A 15,734-nucleotide genomic window follows, 5' to 3' on the forward strand; every position below is an offset into this window, starting at 1 on the left:
AGGTTTGTTATGAATGTTTTTTTTGAATGTAAGAATGTAGGCGTCATTGCGAGTCACGGTAGTGGCGAAGCAATCTATAATGTTTTTTGTAGGCGATTCCTCTCGTCTCTCGTCTGGATTCTCTCGTCTGTTTTTCTCGTTGCTTGCGATTTTCATGGTCCGTGGGAATACTATCCCGAAGAACGCGAAGTCTATACGGGCATTTATACGTACGGCTATGTCATGGCGCGCGAAAATCCTTATGTGTGCTTCTCGAAAGTTTACCAGCTTGATGAAGCGTCATCGCAAAATTTTGCGTTTTACGATAGCGCAAGTGTCGTTATTGTTGGTCGCTTTGTGTCCGGTGAAAATTTTGAAAGAATCGATACGACTGCGGTTCTCGAACCGGAATCATCAAGGCCGAACTGTTTTTATACCCCTTATTTATTTCATGGCATTTATGGCGAATCGTATGAGTTGAACGCCTCCTTTAAATGGGATAGTGCTGGCCATATGGTAAAATCGACTTATAAAGCTGTTGCGACGATTCCAAATCAGGTTCATGTTAAGGGAATGAGCAAACCTCAGCAAAATGGGGATTATGTTTGGCAGAATAATACAGGCGAATATGATTTGTTCTATGTGGATTTTCTGGAATTCCCGATGGATATGGAATTTGTGAAAGTCGCTCTAGATTATGATCAGTCTGTGCGGGGTGTTCTTTCGATTATGAATTACGACATTAGGAATGGTGAATCGCAGAATACAACGATGAACCAGATGTTTAAGGGAATGACCGATGCTGATGAAACGGGATATAGGGGAGTCGCTATGCATGATCCTCTGGAAGAACAGCAAAATCTTGGTTTTTCATCGAATCGCACTGTCGCTGGGAACAAAAATCTAGACACGCTTTACCTGATGAATATGATGCTTCCGATTGGGAAAATTACGGTAGACCTTTATTCGACCGATGACGCCTATATTGATTATATGGATAAAGTAAAACAATCTGTTTCGGATTCACGTTTTGTCCCGGAATCGAATATCCAGAATGGAATGGGCGTGTTTAGCGGAATGGCAAAAAAGACAATTACTGTAGAAGTTAGTGGTGATGCTGTAGGCTTTTCTCATATCGCTTGGGCGAATTGCAAAGACACTAAAGGAGACAATTCTGATAGCTGGGATTCCCGTGGGTGTAGGCTTTATCAAGATATCGCTTGCTCCGGAATGAACAATGAGGATGTTTATTTAGACGGACTGCAAAAAGCTAATGAAAAAGCTTCGTTGCTTTATAGAGATTCCGTTTATAATAGGCATGTAAAGTCTTGTTTTGCATCAAATGTGAAGGCGGCGATGATGCTTGATACGACGAAGTGGTCACAGTTCTTGCCGGATACGATAAATGCCGAAGACAAGGCGAATGCCTATGCTGATGGCTTGAAACGCTATTGTGTGGCGAACAATTTTGAAAGTAACCACATTGCAGATTGTTCTGCACTAAAACGGGATTGCTTGGAGGATCCTGAACAAAATTACTGCAAGGAATATCTGTGGCTCTGGTGCGCTGACCGTGGCTGGAATTTGAAGGATTACGAACAGTGTCGTTCGGCTTTTGTGAGCCGCTATTATCTCCAGGAATTAAAATCTAGTGTTTTGAAACGCGAAGTCGAGAATGTGTGTTATGGCTTGGGTGCAGAACCTAAAATTTGCGAAAACTGGTGCCGTATCAAGGATGGTCATATAGAATGTCAGTAATTCTTGAAATTTTTTATCAAACACGGTGACACTTTTGATGGGTCCAGGTGTTTAAATAATGTAATTTAGAGACAACCTATTTGGAATAGTTATGAAACGATTGAATATATTGCCTTTTGCGGTCCTTGTTTTCTCGCTTTCGGGTCTAGCCTTTGCTGACTACGAGTCCGAAATTCGCGACCTGAAAATGCAAAAGGAAAAGCTGAATTTTGAAATTCAAAACTTGAATACTCGAATTGCATCGACGGATTCGATGCTCCGTGCAGACGTGTCCCACCGCCAGTTGCTTGAACAGCGCTACAAGGCCGATGTGGAACGACGCAATCTGGAAATCGACAGCCTGAACGCGAAAATCAAGAAGGTGGCTGCAAGCCTCCAGCAGGAGCGCAACAAACAGGCTCGCGCAAAGAACAAGAGCGATAACGTGGCCGCCAAACGCCGTGCCTTGCGCGGTGAACTTGCCAAAATTTGCAAACAGCTCGAAGTCCAAATTGCGCAGACGCTCCCGTGGGAACGCGACAAGCGCCTTGACCGTGCTAAATCCTTGACGCGCGAAATCGAAAGCGGGAACGTGACCGAAGAAGAAGCTTTTTCTCGCATGAAATCGCTCGTGAATGAAGAAATCAAGTTCGGTGATGAAGTTTCCGTGGTCAATAGCCCGCTCACTCGCAAGAATGGCGAAATTGTAAACGCGACGATTCTCCGCATAGGGAACCAGTGGATGGTCTATGTCGATGAAAACGGAGCCTCTTACGGTCGCCTGGAACGTAAGCTGGAAAACGATAAAGTTGTTTACGAATGGAACGAAGAATTGAATCTGGAAGAACGCGCTGCTGTGAAACTTGCTATTGACGTGAAACAGGCGAAAAAGCCGCCTCAGATTGTGAATTTGCCTGTAAGTTTGTCTGTTGTGGGAGGCGTGAGATGATTTTAGACGAAAGAACGGGCATGGCCCTACAGACGAGAGACGAAAGCGGTTCGACGAACTCACCGACCGAGTGTCATTCTGAGCGAAACGAAGTGAAGTCGAATAATCCTGTGAAATTCCTTGCCGTCATCCTGTTGCTCGCCTCTTCTGCTTTTGCATGGCCGTGGTCGAACGATAAGAAAAGTGCCGAAGACGAAGCCCGCATTAAGGATTCCTTGTTGCAAGTCGAAGTGCGCAATTTGCAGCGCGAAGTCGAAACGCTTACCCGCATCCGCATGCAAAAGGCCGATTCCCTTGAAAAGCTTGATGCCAAGCATTGGAGCAACCGCTATGCCGAATCGCAGTTGACCGAAGAACACCAGAATAAAACGCGTGAACTGGACGGTCGCTATTCCAAGCTTTCGACAGATCTTGGCCGCGTCACCGAAGAAGTGATGGCGAACAAGAACGTCACCGAAGAAGCCGAAGAAAAATCAAAGAGCGAAGAAATTGCATTCGATGCGCTCAATACGCAAGTGAAACTCTCGATTGAAAAGACGCTTGGCGATGTCGCTGGCGATTATCCGGTCGGGATGAACAAGCGCCTTTTGAACTTGAAACGCGCTAGCGCCGAAGCTGAAAAGAAGGTGCCGAATACGATTGCGGCGGTGCAGGGCTACATGGCTGATTTGCTTGCCCGTCACGAAGTCACTTACACGCAGTCTTACGGTGCTGAACTTTCGCAGGTCGGTACGCGCCCGGACGTGAACGTGAATCGTTTGCGCTTGGGAACGGTGTTTCTCGGCGAAGTGGCAAACGACAATGGCGATGTGCAGGCGTTGTTGCGCTCTGGTGCTTTGCAAGGCAAGGTCTTTGAATGGAATGCGAATCTGCCCACGGAAATGGCCGCAAATATCAAGGCTGCCGTGAACCAGGCGGGATCGGTGACGGGTGCCACAACGGACGCGCTGTCTGCAACTATCGCGATTCCACTGGATGTGCTACAGAACAAGGCTATCAAAAATTCCATCACCGATGCAAAGGAACTCACCTGGACCGAAGAATTCAAGGCGTTCTTCAAGAAGGGCGGTATCGTGATGTATCCGCTTTCGCTTGTGGCGATCATTGCGTTCCTTCTGTTCCTTGAACGGTTCATCATGCTTTCTTACCGTGGTCATCTCGGTCGCCGCTTTACCAAGAAAATGGATGCGCTTGTTGCCGAGAAAAAGTACGAAGATGCTGCCAATCTTTGCCTCAAGAAAGAGACGAGCCTTGCGATGGTGCTGTTTGCCGTGCTCAACAAGGTGAACGACACGCGTGAAAATGCGGAACGCTCACTGCAAGAAGCATTGCTCCGTGAACAGCCGAAACTTGAACGCCGCATGGGCCTTTTGGCTGCGATGGGTACGATTGCTCCGCTCTTGGGCTTGCTTGGAACGGTGACGGGTATCATCACGCTCTTTACCGTGATTACCGAAGTTGGAACGAATGACGCTCGCGTGCTTGCAGGTGGTATTTCTGAAGCGCTAGTCACGACTGAAATGGGCCTTGTCATTGCAATTCCGGTGATGATTTTGCATGGCCTTTTGAGCGAAAAGATTGAAAAAATCACCAGCGAACTCTACGTGCAAAGCACCTCGCTTATGAATAAAGTCTTTGGAAAGGAAAGTAAGTAAAATACGTCATTGCGAGCCGAAGGCGAAGCAATCTAATCATGAATTATGACTGATTTTCATTACATATTCATAGAATCCCTGCGGAATACGTACGAGGCGGGTGGCGTGGTAATGCTACCCATCCTATTGTCGGGCGTTGTCGGATTCTATTTCCTTTTCTCGAGCTGGTTTCGCATAGGTAGCGATTTTTTCAGGAAGGATATCACCAAAGTTGTGAGGCGTATGCAGCGCGGTTTGACTGGCGAAAGAGCTATTGCTGGGGCCGAGTCTTTTACTGATGAACAGCGTGTGCAAACGACTTTGACAGACCTTCGCAAACGCGGTGGATTTCTTTCGAGAGAACTTTCTTACGCGATTGAAATTGCGCAAAAGAATTATGACGAATTTCGCGACTACATGCAAGTGCGCATGATGAAAAGTGTGCGTTACATGGAACAAGGGAACCACATCGTTATGGTGATGGCCGCTGCCGCTCCGCTCCTGGGCTTGCTCGGAACGGTCACGGGCATGGTCTCTACTTTCGAAGTGATCACGTTGTATGGAAATCAGAACCCGGTGCTGATGGCGGATGGAATTTCTGAAGCATTGATTTCAACGCAAAGCGGACTCTTGATAGCGTTCCCGCTGACGCTTTTAAAGCAACGTTTGGACGAACGCATTGAAATCTTAAAGCAAGAAATGGAACTTGGCGCAACGGTAATCGACAATTATTTTGCAACTCGCGCTGGACAACGTCATTGCGAGCCGTAGGCGAAGCAATCTAAAGGATTTGTTATGGAATTTAACTTACCGAGAAGAAAACAGAAAGACGTGGGTATTGAAATGGGCCCGCTGATGGATATCGTGTTCATCTTGCTCATCTTTTTTGTGGTGACGTCGTCATTCACTCGCGAAACGGGTGTGGATGTGACTAAGCCGCAGGCGCAATCGGCTAGCCAACTTGAAAAAGAAAACTTGCTCATTGCTATCACGCGTGAAGGAACGATTCACATGAACGAACGCCAAGTGGATTTGGCGAGCCTGCAGGACATCCTGAAACAGTCTCTCGCCAAAGCGCCCGACCGCGAAGCCGTCGTGATTGCCGACAAGGAATCCGAAACCGGCGTTCTCGTCCAGGTCATCGATATGTGCAATTTGGCTGGTGTCAAAAAAGTCTCCATCGCCGCCCAAGCAGAGTAAACGTGATTGATGTGGAACGGGCTTTCAAAAAAGTAATTGCGTCATTCTGAGGACCGTAGGGACGAAGAATCCAGTTAAGTCTTGTATTTGAGTGAATAATGCAAAAGTTTATAAAAAAGTTTTTAAAGCGTTTTTCAATCCTTCTCGCGGCGATTCTTGCGAGCATGCTTCTCGTATTCTCCGTGACGATGGCGAATTTGTTCTTGACGGGTAAGATTTTCCACGAAAAGAAATTCGTCAAGACCGAAGTCTCCGTGAAAAAAGTTGAAGAAGTCGAAAAGAAGATTGAGAAAAAACGCACGGCACGCAAGCCGAACCGCCAAAAGTCCAATTCGCGCTCGCCCAAAGCGGGACCGCGTTTTGCCATGGCTCTTGGCGCTGTTTCAGGAACTGCGGGTGCAGCCATCAACAGCGAACTCGTTGCCGATTTTCGAGGTGGTGCTCTGTCCACTGAAAAAGGCGATGTCGATAAAAAGCCGGAAAGCCGCTCCATGCCGAATTTCCAGGTGCCGCCGCAAATCCGTGACCGCGAAATAGATGCCATGCTCCGCCTCAGTTTCTGTGTGGATGTTGGCGGTCGTGCGTACGACATCAAAGTCATCGAAGAATCTCCTGCAGGCTCTGGACTTGCGCAAGCGGGGAAGGATGCTATCGCCCGTATGACTTTTGCTCCCGCCGAAAAAGATGGCAAAGCTGTCGCTTTCTGCGGAATGGAACAACCCTTCGAAGTGAAATTTAGGGATTAGTAGTTAGTAGGAAGTAGAATGTGTATTCTAGAAGGTGATGTTTCGTATCATTCCCGCGAAGGCGAAAATCTCCTTTTCAGACTCGCAAGAGGAAATGCTTGTTCTGGGACGGGCATGACAAATAAGGAAAATTTTATGAGCATAAATAAGTTTGTGAATGTTATTTGTAAATTGCGGAAGTTTTCGAATCACTGTCTACTTCCTACTTCCTACTGTCTACTCATTTCCCTTTTCCTAGCGCTTCCGGCGTTCTCTGCTCAGTCTTCCTTTGACTTGATGGATCGCGCAAACGCCCTTTATCGCAGTGGAAAATTCAAGCAAGCTATCCTCTTGTACCGCAAGGCCGAAGACCGCGGCGCCGATCCCGTTGCCGTGAGTTTCAACATCGCCAATAGCTATTACCAGATGGACAAATATCCCGAGGCGGCCGCCGCCTACCGCAAGGCTGTGGACTATTCCGAAGGCAATTTTGCACCCGCACTTTTCAATATGGCTAGCGTCTACTTCCGCTTAAAACAATTCCCGGAATGCATTGCCGTTTACCACCGTGCGCTCAAACTCGACCCCGATAACATTTCCGGCTGGCTTTACCTCGGTGAGGCTTACTCCAAAACCGGCGACAAAGTCGGAGCCCTCCGCGCCATCGAAAATGCTTACCGCCTCGACAAAAATGACATCAGCATCGTTTACCAGCTCTCCGAAGCGAACATTGCTCTGAATGACTTTGACCGAGCCGTTGCCGTAATTCGCGAAGGCTACACGCTCCATCCCGAAGAATCCGATTTCTTAGTTTATCTTGGTGATGTTTACCGCCTGAACAAGAATTTTGAAGAAAGCGCCAACGCCTACCGCGAAGCCCTCAGCGTGAAAATTGACGACACGCAAATTATGTACAAGCTTGCCGATGTCCTTGCCGAAGACAAAAAGCCCTACATCGCCATGGAAATCTTAAATAACATTTTGCAAATCAAGCCCGTTTTTTCCGATGCCGCCATCTTCATGGGAAACCTCGCATACGATGCCAAGTTCTATGATCGCGCCGAATATGCCTACGAGCTTGCTGCTAAAAACGGGAATGCCGAAGCCGTCTTTGGTTTCAAGAATATGGCCTACGATGTCCACGCGCAAAAACGCACAGAAGAATCCGTGCGCCTCTTGAATGTCGCTTTAAAATATTTCCCTGACGACGCCACTCTCACGGCGGACTTGCTCGAAATTCAGTCCGGAAAGTGAATGGCCGCAGTGGATTATTTTAGCAGTTTATTTTCTCCGATAGATTCTAGCACGGTCATCTGCGAAATCGCAATCTGATTCAGTTTTTGCAACCGCTCTGGTTGTGGCAAGCCTTCCTTGATCAGAACTGAATTTAACGACTCCATGTTCGAAAGGCAAATTAGCTGGTTTACTGTTGCATAATCGCGGACGTTGCCTTGCAAATCGTCATGCGCATTGCGCCATTCTTTAGCAGTAAATCCAAATAAAGCAACATTTAAAACATCTGCTTCATTAGCGTAAACCATATTCACTTGCTGTTTTGTGAGTGTTGCCGGGATCAAATTCTGTTTGATGGTGTCCGTATGAATGTGGTAGTTGATTTTAGAGAGCTCACGGCGTACAGACCAGCCGAACTTGGCTTGTTCAGCTTCTTTGAGGCGTTGGTATTCGCGAACCAATAATAGTTGAAATCTGGGGCTAATCCACATTCCGAAATGATACGCTATATCTCTATGTGCAAAAGTTCCGCCATATCGTCCTGTTTTGGCTACAATTCCTTGAGCATTTGTTGAGAGTATCCATTGCTTAGCCGAAAGAACAAAATTGTTGCTTCCTGCAGCATTTTTAATTGTACCGAATTCGGTATAATTAAAATTCGGGTTGTACAAAGACTCCCATTCTCCTAGATATTCAATGGTGTTTTTATTGCTCAGCCATTTGAATATGATGTGTTCTTGCATTTGACTATGGGCCATGTCGGTCAACGAAATGTAGTCGTCATTGCCGATTCTCTGTACGGAAATTTCTGCATCCATAACCTTTATTTTCATCGTCGCCTCCCTGCGGACAAACATAAAAACCACAGTGTTTGAAAAATTTGAGCACTAGAACATTTGTTCACTAATGAATGTAATCCTTTTAGAGATGGTTGTCAAGATTTTTCTGAAAATGTTCGCAAAAAAAAACGGCGGTTTTGCCGCCGTGAATGTTCGAAATTTTTAACTCTACTCTTTTATGTTCTCTTTGCAGAACGGGCGAGTTTTTTTGGGTGGCGACAAAGTAAAGGCGTAGAGTCCGTCTTCCTTTCTAAACCACTCGGATTCGAGTGGTTTAAAATTGGGATTATACAGCTTTTCCCAAAGCCATAGGAATTACTAAAGTTTTAACTTCGCTCAAAAAGAGCCACTATAAGACAGAAAGCTCTCGCCGAAGTGGAACGCCTCATCGACTGGGAAACGGAACTTGGCCGCGTGGACTCCATCAAGATATTCCTCAAGAACCACCCCAAGTCCGCAGTCCTCAAGAAGCTCACGACCGAAATGGACGCGCTTATCGCCAAGGGCGACAACGCCGCGAAAACGGAAATCAAGGAACTGCTCAAGAAAGCGGAAACGAGAAGGAAGGAAATCGAATACAAGGAAGGACTCGAACGCCTCAAGAAAATCAAGGCTGGCATCAAGTCCGGCTCAAGCGTCCCGTTCTCGACAAACATCAGCATCGACGACCTTCGCGCCCTCAAGGGCGACAAGTTGCCTCCCACGCTCGGACACCTTGATACAGCCATCGAGAAATATAAGAAGGGACATTACTACGGCTCGGCGACAAAGAAACACGCCGCAGAAATCGAGGCGACGATGCGCGAGCTGTTCCAGAAGCACGACTTGGGGATGCACATAGAAGACGACCTGCTTGAAAAGGTTTTCAACAGCCATTTCAAAAACACCTTCGAGACAGGAAGCTCCGGCGGGTATAGCGGCCCGTCGCTAAACGCGGACGGTTCAATCAAGCAGAGCCATTTGAGACTATCCGCAGCACACAAGCTCTTTGACCTGGGTTCAACGGAAAAGGCGAACCAGCTCAATATCTCGCAGTACGAAAAGTACGGCAACCTTCTCGACCATGACAAGCTACGTGAGGCGACGACGCACAACCGCGCCACCCAATACGGAAATGTCGCGGTACGTTTCAAGAAGGACAAAGTGACCTGCACATGGACGGCTGGCGACAGCCTAAGCGAAAGATACCAGCCCAGTCTCGTCACCGACCCGAAAGCGGTTTCCTACGACGACATGTATGAAAGCAAGCTGCCAGTGAAGGGAACGCAGACGAACGACATGACGAAATTCCGCAGCGACAACATCAGCAGCTATCTTGAACTGCAATTTCACGGCGATGTGACGGTCGATTGCGTGGAGTCGCTGACGTTCCCTTACGACCTAACAGAAAAGGCGAAGTCCAAGTATCTAGGCTTCGCCCAAAAGTGGAAATCCATCGGAACAGAGGTTTTTTACATAAAAAACGGCAAGCTGGAGAAGCTCTAGTTGCAGATTATTGTCTTTGCTTAGACAAGTATTCATTCAAGGCTTTATTGCAAGACCCATAGCTGGTATAACGCAATGAGCTAACTTGATTTGCTGGATTTTTAGTTCCTTCGAGCACGACTCTGTAATCCCCATAAAGTTCTATGCACTCGTATGCAACAGGAGTCTTTTTGCCATTTAAGTAATTATCCAAATCGCGATTGCAGGATTTATAGTTTGAGTAGCGTTTCGAGCTAACTTGATTTGCCGGATTTTTAGTTCCCGCAAGCACGACTCTAAAATCTCCATAAAGTTCTATGCACTCGTATTCAACGGGAGTCTTTTTGCCATTTAAGTAATTATCCAAATCGCGATTGCAGGATTTATAGTTTGAATAACGTTTTGAACTAACTTGATTTGCCGGATTTTTAGTTCCCGCAAGCACAACTCTAAAATCCCCGTAAAGTTCTATGCACTCATATTCAACGGGAGTCTTTTTACCATTTAGGTAATTATCCAAATCGCGATTGCAGGATTTATAGCTTGAGTAGCGTTTTGAGCTAACTTGATTTGCTGGATTTTTAGTTCCTTCGAGCACGACTCTGTAATCCCCATAAAGTTCTATGCACTCGTATGCGATAGGAGTCTTTTTACCATTTAGGTAATTTTCCAAATCACGATTGCAGGATTTATAGCTTGAATAACGTTTTGTACTGACTTGATTCGCTGTATTTTTAGTCCCTTCAATTACAACTCTATAATCTCCATAAAGCTCTATGCACTCATAATCCGTTGCATAAAGACAAGCAGATAAAAGGAGATACACTGAAAGAAATTTCTTTAGCATAAAGGGCCTTTATGACATTCAAGATTTAATCTTTGTCCCAATGGGGAAAACCAGCCGGGTCAACATAATCGCAGTCAATGACTTTATCTTGAGGATTCAAGTCTAAAGTTTGCTTTTTGACTTTCTTGACTTTGCATGGAACGTTATATTTTTCCATGAGCTTTTCCAAGTCTTTATCCATATATACCTTGTATGGAACGATGATAATAAATCTGCTCTTTCGGTTGCCCTTCAATCGCTATATCATAGTAACTGTGCGGTGTCATATATTTTTCAGTCAACGTGACAAAACAAGGGTGTTGCGTTGCAAAGACAAAAATTCCGCTTTCCTGCAACAGTTCATAAACAGCCATAAGAAGTGGTTCAATGTCCGTAATATCCATAATTGCCATATTAGAAACTGCTTTCGTAAAGGCTCGATTTCTTTTTAATTCTAATATACTTTTTCTATCGGTCGCATCCGCCACACAAAATTCAATTTGTTTTGCATATTGTGATTGCCGTCTTTTAGCCAATTCTATCATTTTTTTGCTGTAATCAAAAGCGACAACCGAAGGGCGTGTCCGCACAGGGACATCTTGAAATTGAAGGTACTACACCAGCCGATTGAGGGATGAAACGAAAAATCCGAGGCAGAGAGATATTCTCTTCCTCGGATTTTTTTATTTCAATAGACTCTCCGCCTCGAACTTGGTATATTGTGTTGCTGAGAAATGCGGTGCCATACACCACACATGGTTCGGAAAGTATGCTGTGAAAAAATTGCATCTTTTTTAATGCTGTCAGCGGTCTTTCCCTCTTTTCTCTTGTACGCATTGTATCGTCAGAGGCGTGGTTCAGAGCTTCCTTGTAACCCAGAGAGCAACGACCTGTATGTTTGGCTTCAGGAAGCCGCCCGCATCGACGAAGAAGAATATTCCTTCCATGGCATCCATACTGTCGATTTTCCAGTTCCCGGAGGGCCTGTAATTACAATAATTCTTCCTCGCTCCATTTTCGCCCTTCCTTCAACTTCGTGCTCTGTTCACCTTTTCACAACGATTCAATAGGCAAATTATGCTGCTTCAGAAAAGACAGCTTATCCCAATATCCTCTCTGAAACAGAATTTTACCATTCACAACATGGAAGAAGCCGCATCCCCGCAGTCCCAGAGGGTCCTTCCATTCTAAAATCGCCCACTGTCCATCTTCAAAGATATTCTCTACAATGGCAGTCATATCGGCAGTGGCAAATTCTGCTGTAAACATTTCACGGATTGCATCTATCCCAATCACGGGATCATTGGTCACCTGATGATTGGTTGCGTTATCATGGTACAAGCTCATAATTGCCTCTACATCATGGTTGTTAAAGGCATCTACCCATTTACATACTATTTCTTTTGGCCGTAACATAAATATTTCCTCCATATATCGTTAGCTGCTGTTTTCAAGATACACGATTCATGTAACATCACAATTCCCGCCGTTTCCACTGATCCAGGGCAGCTGCGACACAAATACCTGCCACAACGATCGTTAAGACGAGATAGGGAAGGTGGAAACCGTGCAGTGCTACCTCGTACACATCAAAATAACGCAATGGGGTCAGGTAGTCCAGGAAATGATTTCCTGTGTACTCGGCAGTAAAGGCCAACCCATAGGCAGCCAGCATGGAAATTGTTCCTGTCCGCACCGCAGCCTTATAGGATCGAAGCACACTGGAAAACAGCAGACCCAGGGCAAAAAAGAGAGTCTGGGTAAAGAACATTCCCATCGTTGTGGAAAGCACCGCTCCCGGCTGATCCAGACCGCCCAAAGGAAGAACGATCGTGAAATAATTACACACGCCGCTGAACAGGGCGAACACCAGCAGGTTCACTGCCGAAACGATCACCTTCGCCAGAACAATGGTTTTCCGCTTCACAGGCTTTGTGAACAGGTATTCCGATGTTCCGAATTTCTTTTCCCTTGCCACACAGGACAGTCCCAAAGACATGGCATAAGGAAACGCCAGCAGTCCCTCCCAGAAATAGATGCACACATACCAGCCGGTGGATGTCGTCAAGTCGCCTTTGACTCCGAACATGATCATGATCAGTCTCGGAAATTGGCTGACCATCGCTGCCATTTCATCCAGACTGTCCCGTAGGGACAGAAGCTCAAAATAGCAGAAACCGCACAGAAGCAGCATGATTCCCAGCCAGATCAGCAAAAGTCTTCTGGTTTGGCGGAATTCATTTTTAATCAATGTTTTCATGTTCACACCTCCTTAGCTGCGGAACTGAATGTCTTTTTTCAGAAAGACACCGTAAGAAAGCACCAAAAACAAGGCAAACAGCAGCACGCACCACCCAAGATACCGGAGGTCATAGAAGCCGGCTTTGGAGATCTCGGCGGCTCCGAAGAACGAGTAGGGAGACAGAAAACTGATAGCCCGGTTACTGACGATGTTGGAGAAGCTGGTAATGCAATACTCAACGAACACAACCAAACCGGCAGTCAGCAGCGGACTGCGGTTGCGGGAAAACAAAACTCCCACCATCAGCCCCATTGCAGCGAAGAACAGCGTCACAAGGGTCAGGGACAGGGCAATCAGGAAAAACTCTCCCCAAGGAGTTCCGGAACGGAATGTTGCCATGGCGAAAAGGGAAGCCAGCAGATACGCCGCACCCACGATCGCCACGCCGACAAACACCGTCCATGCCTTTGCCCAATAAATTGCTTTCCGGGGAAAGGGCTTTGTAAACAGGTATTCCGAGGTTCCTTCCGTACATTCTCTGGTGTGAATGGAAATGCCGAAGTGCATCCCGAAAACGCCGGAGGCAATCATGAAAAAGCTGGTCAGGAACCCGTAAATACCCAGCGGAGAGGTCAGGTATTCCATCGATACGCCGACGCTCCTGTAAAAGTCCGTGGTGCCCATGGTTTCAAAGAGTTCCACGGAGGCCGCATCCAGAAAGCTGTAATAAGTCGGTGTCATGAAAAAGATGCACGCAGCCAAGGCGATGGCCCAGCCCAGGATATAGGTTCGATGCCTTCTCAGTTCATATTTCAAAATGACCATGCCTGACACCTCCTTACGCATAGTAGTGCAGGAAGATCTCCTCCAAAGAGGGTTCTTCCAAAAGCACATCGTCCAAATGCAGCAGGTGAAGCTTGTCAATGATCGCCGTGATATTGCCGTTATACACAAAGGAAACAGAGGTCTTGTCAGGACTCTCGGTGTAGTTGGCAATGCCGGGCAGGCCCCAGAACTCACGGGGGATGGCCGTTTCAGCGGTAAGGCTGACCTTTTTATAGCCGCTTTCCCGCAGCTCTCGGATGGACTGAATGCCCACGAGCTTGCCCTCTTTTAAGATCGCCACCCGGTCACACAGCTTCTGCACCTCACTGAGGACATGGGAGGAGAAGAAAATGGTGGTTCCCCGGCTGTTCTCCTCCTTCAGAATATCGTAGAAAGCCTGCTGGATCAACGGGTCTAAGCCGCTGGTGGGTTCGTCCATGATCAGCAGCTTGGGCGAGGTCATGACGGCAGACACGATCCCCACCTTCTTCTTGTTGCCCAGAGACAGGTCTGCGATTTTCCGGGTCAGATCCAGATTGAGGCGCTCGGAGAGCTCATACATTTTCGTTTCGCAATTCATGCCGTACAGGTCTGCGCTGTATTGCAGCAGTTCCCGCACCTTCATGTTTTCATAATAGCTGTTTTCGCTGGGAAGATAGCCCACATCTCTGGCAATGACACTGGCCTTGGTCTGGCAGTCCAGGCCGAAAATAGATGCGCTGCCGCCGCTGGGATGGATCAGGCCCATCAGGGTGCGGATGGTGGTGGATTTTCCCGCACCGTTTGGGCCAATGAAGCCGAAAAACTCGCCCTGGTCAACAGAGAAGCTAAGTCCGTCAATTCCCCGATGTTTCCCATAGTGCTTGGTCAGCTTTTCCAAAACAATGATTGGCTCGCTCATTTCAGATACTCCTCCTTATAAAAATTTTTCCGCAGAATTGCGATGTTCTTCTCAAAATCATCCATGACGGTCTCAAAGTCAAAAGCATTTGCCCCACGGTACCGGGCCGCATATCCCTCGCCCATCAGAAGCAGCATCTGAAATACCGGCCGGGCATCCTCCGGGTTTTTGAATTTCAAAGCGTCCTCCTCCCGAAGAACCATATCGTTTCTGAAGCTGCAGGCTTCCTCTGTCAGAATCACCAGCGCATCGGCTACTTCGGGAGAAGTTTCTTCCCAGACGCTGGTAATAAACTGCAGGGTGAAGGGCTGATTTTGGAAGCTCTCCATTTCCATGCGGCTGGATGCCAGGATCCTGTCGAACAAATCCGTTTTGGAATCCAGATGTGCTTTTTCAAATATTTCTTCAATGACCTTTTTACAGTATTCCAGCAGATAAATATAGAGCTGTTTTTTGCTTCCGAAATACTGAAACATGGATGCCTTGGAGATATGAGCAGCCACTGCAATATCATTGACGGATGCTTTTTCATAACCAAATTTTCCGAAGCACTGAAGTGCTGCGTTCAGGATCGTCATTTTCTTTTCTTCCGTCAGCGCCAAAAATTTTTCCACTTTGATCCCTGCCTTTCAACGAAATAACCGAATCGGTTATTTATAATATAACACCAATAACCGATTCGGTCAACCCTAAAGATAAACAAAAAGAGGGTGAGTTTTCCAACTCATCCTCTTTCGTGGAGCCTCCCGGACTTGAACCGGGAACCAACGGGTTTACGTTTGTGATGCTTTCGCACCTCCGTGGACTATGTCTTCGCCATGCCCTTGCGGGTTTAGACGTGGGAGGCTTGTGCGGTCATTAAGCAGGCTCTACTGCTCCGCTAGTCTCTACACCTTCCAGGAGTGTACCCCTGGCTCGGCTCGGCGTTGCCGTGCAGCGTTTCCGCTGGTTAGGTTTCACCGATTTCTTCCCATTCGCATCCAGCTCTTTCAAGCTGGTGCCACAATTTTTATGAGTCCGACGCTCTAACCGATTGAGCTAAGGCTCCGAGCGCAAAGATAGGTTTTAACTCCGCTCAAAAAGAGCCCCTATAAGACCTGCTTCTGAATATACCTTATTTTATGCGGCTTCGCAAACGATTTTGCTTTGGAAAAATCAGAAAAATTGAATAGATTCTTGT

Annotated in this window: 16 protein-coding genes and 2 pseudogenes; 8 read left to right on the forward strand and 10 right to left on the reverse strand. The window is 46.8% G+C overall.

The window, feature by feature from the left end; genetic code table 11:
* Positions 1-9 precede the first annotated feature (9 nt).
* From B7990_RS07210 to B7990_RS07240, 7 genes are all read left to right on the forward strand, one after another.
* Positions 10-1,737, forward strand: a complete 1,728-nt coding sequence (locus tag B7990_RS07210) for a hypothetical protein (RefSeq protein ID WP_254917382.1) — start codon at positions 10-12, stop codon at positions 1,735-1,737.
* 91 nt (positions 1,738-1,828) lie between these two features.
* On the forward strand, positions 1,829-2,665 hold the full coding sequence (locus tag B7990_RS07215) for a DUF3450 family protein (RefSeq protein WP_088640335.1): 837 nt from the start codon (positions 1,829-1,831) through the stop codon (positions 2,663-2,665).
* Positions 2,662-4,320 (forward strand): MotA/TolQ/ExbB proton channel family protein, encoded by a 1,659-nt coding sequence (locus B7990_RS07220; protein ID WP_088640336.1) that lies wholly within the window; start codon positions 2,662-2,664, stop codon positions 4,318-4,320. The genes B7990_RS07215 and B7990_RS07220 overlap by 4 nt, the downstream gene beginning before the upstream one ends.
* A gap of 45 nt (positions 4,321-4,365) precedes the next feature.
* Positions 4,366-5,070, forward strand: coding sequence for a MotA/TolQ/ExbB proton channel family protein (locus B7990_RS07225; RefSeq protein ID WP_088640337.1), 705 nt, complete (start codon positions 4,366-4,368; stop codon positions 5,068-5,070).
* A 24-nt stretch (positions 5,071-5,094) separates the two neighbouring features.
* Positions 5,095-5,499 (forward strand): biopolymer transporter ExbD, encoded by a 405-nt coding sequence (locus B7990_RS07230; RefSeq protein WP_014545652.1) that lies wholly within the window; start codon positions 5,095-5,097, stop codon positions 5,497-5,499.
* 98 nt (positions 5,500-5,597) lie between these two features.
* The gene (locus tag B7990_RS07235) at positions 5,598-6,245 is read left to right on the forward strand and encodes an energy transducer TonB (protein WP_088640338.1); all 648 of its coding nucleotides are present in this window, start codon (positions 5,598-5,600) and stop codon (positions 6,243-6,245) included.
* A 276-nt stretch (positions 6,246-6,521) separates the two neighbouring features.
* Complete coding sequence (locus B7990_RS07240; RefSeq protein ID WP_368668111.1) at positions 6,522-7,478, forward strand: tetratricopeptide repeat protein; 957 nt, start codon at positions 6,522-6,524, stop codon at positions 7,476-7,478.
* A gap of 14 nt (positions 7,479-7,492) precedes the next feature.
* On the opposite strand, the gene B7990_RS07245 is transcribed toward B7990_RS07240, so the two are convergent.
* Positions 7,493-8,290 carry a KilA-N domain-containing protein gene (locus tag B7990_RS07245; RefSeq protein ID WP_073423624.1) on the reverse strand — a complete coding sequence of 266 codons (798 nt, stop codon included), beginning with the start codon at positions 8,288-8,290 and terminating at the stop codon, positions 7,493-7,495.
* A gap of 213 nt (positions 8,291-8,503) precedes the next feature.
* Positions 8,504-8,611, reverse strand: a pseudogene (locus B7990_RS15215) (KilA-N domain-containing protein); the annotation flags it as partial.
* A gap of 60 nt (positions 8,612-8,671) precedes the next feature.
* Here B7990_RS15215 and B7990_RS07255 point away from each other — a divergent pair.
* A complete protein-coding gene (locus B7990_RS07255) occupies positions 8,672-9,781 on the forward strand; it encodes a hypothetical protein (RefSeq protein ID WP_073423623.1) in 1,110 nt (369 codons plus the stop codon).
* Positions 9,782-9,788: 7 nt separating this feature from the next.
* Here the strand turns inward: B7990_RS07255 and B7990_RS07260 are convergent, their stop codons facing one another.
* From B7990_RS07260 to B7990_RS07290, 8 genes and pseudogenes are all read right to left on the reverse strand, one after another.
* A complete protein-coding gene (locus tag B7990_RS07260; protein WP_073053485.1) occupies positions 9,789-10,607 on the reverse strand; it encodes a hypothetical protein in 819 nt (272 codons plus the stop codon).
* Positions 10,608-10,632: 25 nt separating this feature from the next.
* A complete protein-coding gene (locus B7990_RS14945) occupies positions 10,633-10,788 on the reverse strand; it encodes a hypothetical protein (protein WP_170861496.1) in 156 nt (51 codons plus the stop codon).
* Positions 10,787-11,161 (reverse strand): annotated as a pseudogene (locus B7990_RS07265) (class I SAM-dependent methyltransferase); the annotation flags it as partial. The gene B7990_RS14945 and the pseudogene B7990_RS07265, both read right to left, overlap by 2 nt.
* A 478-nt stretch (positions 11,162-11,639) precedes the next feature.
* A complete protein-coding gene (locus B7990_RS07270; RefSeq protein ID WP_072831146.1) occupies positions 11,640-12,002 on the reverse strand; it encodes a nuclear transport factor 2 family protein in 363 nt (120 codons plus the stop codon).
* Between the two features lie 58 nt (positions 12,003-12,060).
* Positions 12,061-12,846 (reverse strand): ABC transporter permease subunit, encoded by a 786-nt coding sequence (locus B7990_RS07275; protein ID WP_026667057.1) that lies wholly within the window; start codon positions 12,844-12,846, stop codon positions 12,061-12,063.
* Between the two features lie 12 nt (positions 12,847-12,858).
* Positions 12,859-13,653 carry an ABC transporter permease subunit gene (locus tag B7990_RS07280; RefSeq protein WP_035769273.1) on the reverse strand — a complete coding sequence of 265 codons (795 nt, stop codon included), beginning with the start codon at positions 13,651-13,653 and terminating at the stop codon, positions 12,859-12,861.
* 13 nt (positions 13,654-13,666) lie between these two features.
* Positions 13,667-14,554, reverse strand: coding sequence for an ABC transporter ATP-binding protein (locus B7990_RS07285; protein ID WP_073053486.1), 888 nt, complete (start codon positions 14,552-14,554; stop codon positions 13,667-13,669).
* Positions 14,551-15,168 carry a TetR/AcrR family transcriptional regulator gene (locus B7990_RS07290; protein ID WP_073053488.1) on the reverse strand — a complete coding sequence of 206 codons (618 nt, stop codon included), beginning with the start codon at positions 15,166-15,168 and terminating at the stop codon, positions 14,551-14,553. The genes B7990_RS07285 and B7990_RS07290 overlap by 4 nt, the downstream gene beginning before the upstream one ends.
* Positions 15,169-15,734: the final 566 nt, after the last annotated feature.

This window comes from Fibrobacter sp. UWB4 (assembly GCF_002210345.1).
Taxonomy (GTDB): domain Bacteria; phylum Fibrobacterota; class Fibrobacteria; order Fibrobacterales; family Fibrobacteraceae; genus Fibrobacter.

What these genes read in the sequence shown, in the direction of transcription:
- B7990_RS07210 (WP_254917382.1), top strand. Translation starts at nt 10, where the DNA reads ATGAATGTTTTTTTTGAATGTAAGAATGTAGGCGTCATTGCGAGTCAC.
- B7990_RS07215 (WP_088640335.1), top strand. Translation starts at nt 1,829, where the DNA reads ATGAAACGATTGAATATATTGCCTTTTGCGGTCCTTGTTTTCTCGCTT.
- B7990_RS07220 (WP_088640336.1), top strand. Translation starts at nt 2,662, where the DNA reads ATGATTTTAGACGAAAGAACGGGCATGGCCCTACAGACGAGAGACGAA.
- B7990_RS07225 (WP_088640337.1), top strand. Translation starts at nt 4,366, where the DNA reads ATGACTGATTTTCATTACATATTCATAGAATCCCTGCGGAATACGTAC.
- B7990_RS07230 (WP_014545652.1), top strand. Translation starts at nt 5,095, where the DNA reads ATGGAATTTAACTTACCGAGAAGAAAACAGAAAGACGTGGGTATTGAA.
- B7990_RS07235 (WP_088640338.1), top strand. Translation starts at nt 5,598, where the DNA reads ATGCAAAAGTTTATAAAAAAGTTTTTAAAGCGTTTTTCAATCCTTCTC.
- B7990_RS07240 (WP_368668111.1), top strand. Translation starts at nt 6,522, where the DNA reads ATGGATCGCGCAAACGCCCTTTATCGCAGTGGAAAATTCAAGCAAGCT.
- B7990_RS07245 (WP_073423624.1), bottom strand. Translation starts at nt 8,290, where the DNA reads ATGAAAATAAAGGTTATGGATGCAGAAATTTCCGTACAGAGAATCGGC.
- B7990_RS07260 (WP_073053485.1), bottom strand. Translation starts at nt 10,607, where the DNA reads ATGCTAAAGAAATTTCTTTCAGTGTATCTCCTTTTATCTGCTTGTCTT.
- B7990_RS14945 (WP_170861496.1), bottom strand. Translation starts at nt 10,788, where the DNA reads ATGGATAAAGACTTGGAAAAGCTCATGGAAAAATATAACGTTCCATGC.
- B7990_RS07270 (WP_072831146.1), bottom strand. Translation starts at nt 12,002, where the DNA reads ATGTTACGGCCAAAAGAAATAGTATGTAAATGGGTAGATGCCTTTAAC.
- B7990_RS07275 (WP_026667057.1), bottom strand. Translation starts at nt 12,846, where the DNA reads ATGAAAACATTGATTAAAAATGAATTCCGCCAAACCAGAAGACTTTTG.
- B7990_RS07280 (WP_035769273.1), bottom strand. Translation starts at nt 13,653, where the DNA reads ATGGTCATTTTGAAATATGAACTGAGAAGGCATCGAACCTATATCCTG.
- B7990_RS07285 (WP_073053486.1), bottom strand. Translation starts at nt 14,554, where the DNA reads ATGAGCGAGCCAATCATTGTTTTGGAAAAGCTGACCAAGCACTATGGG.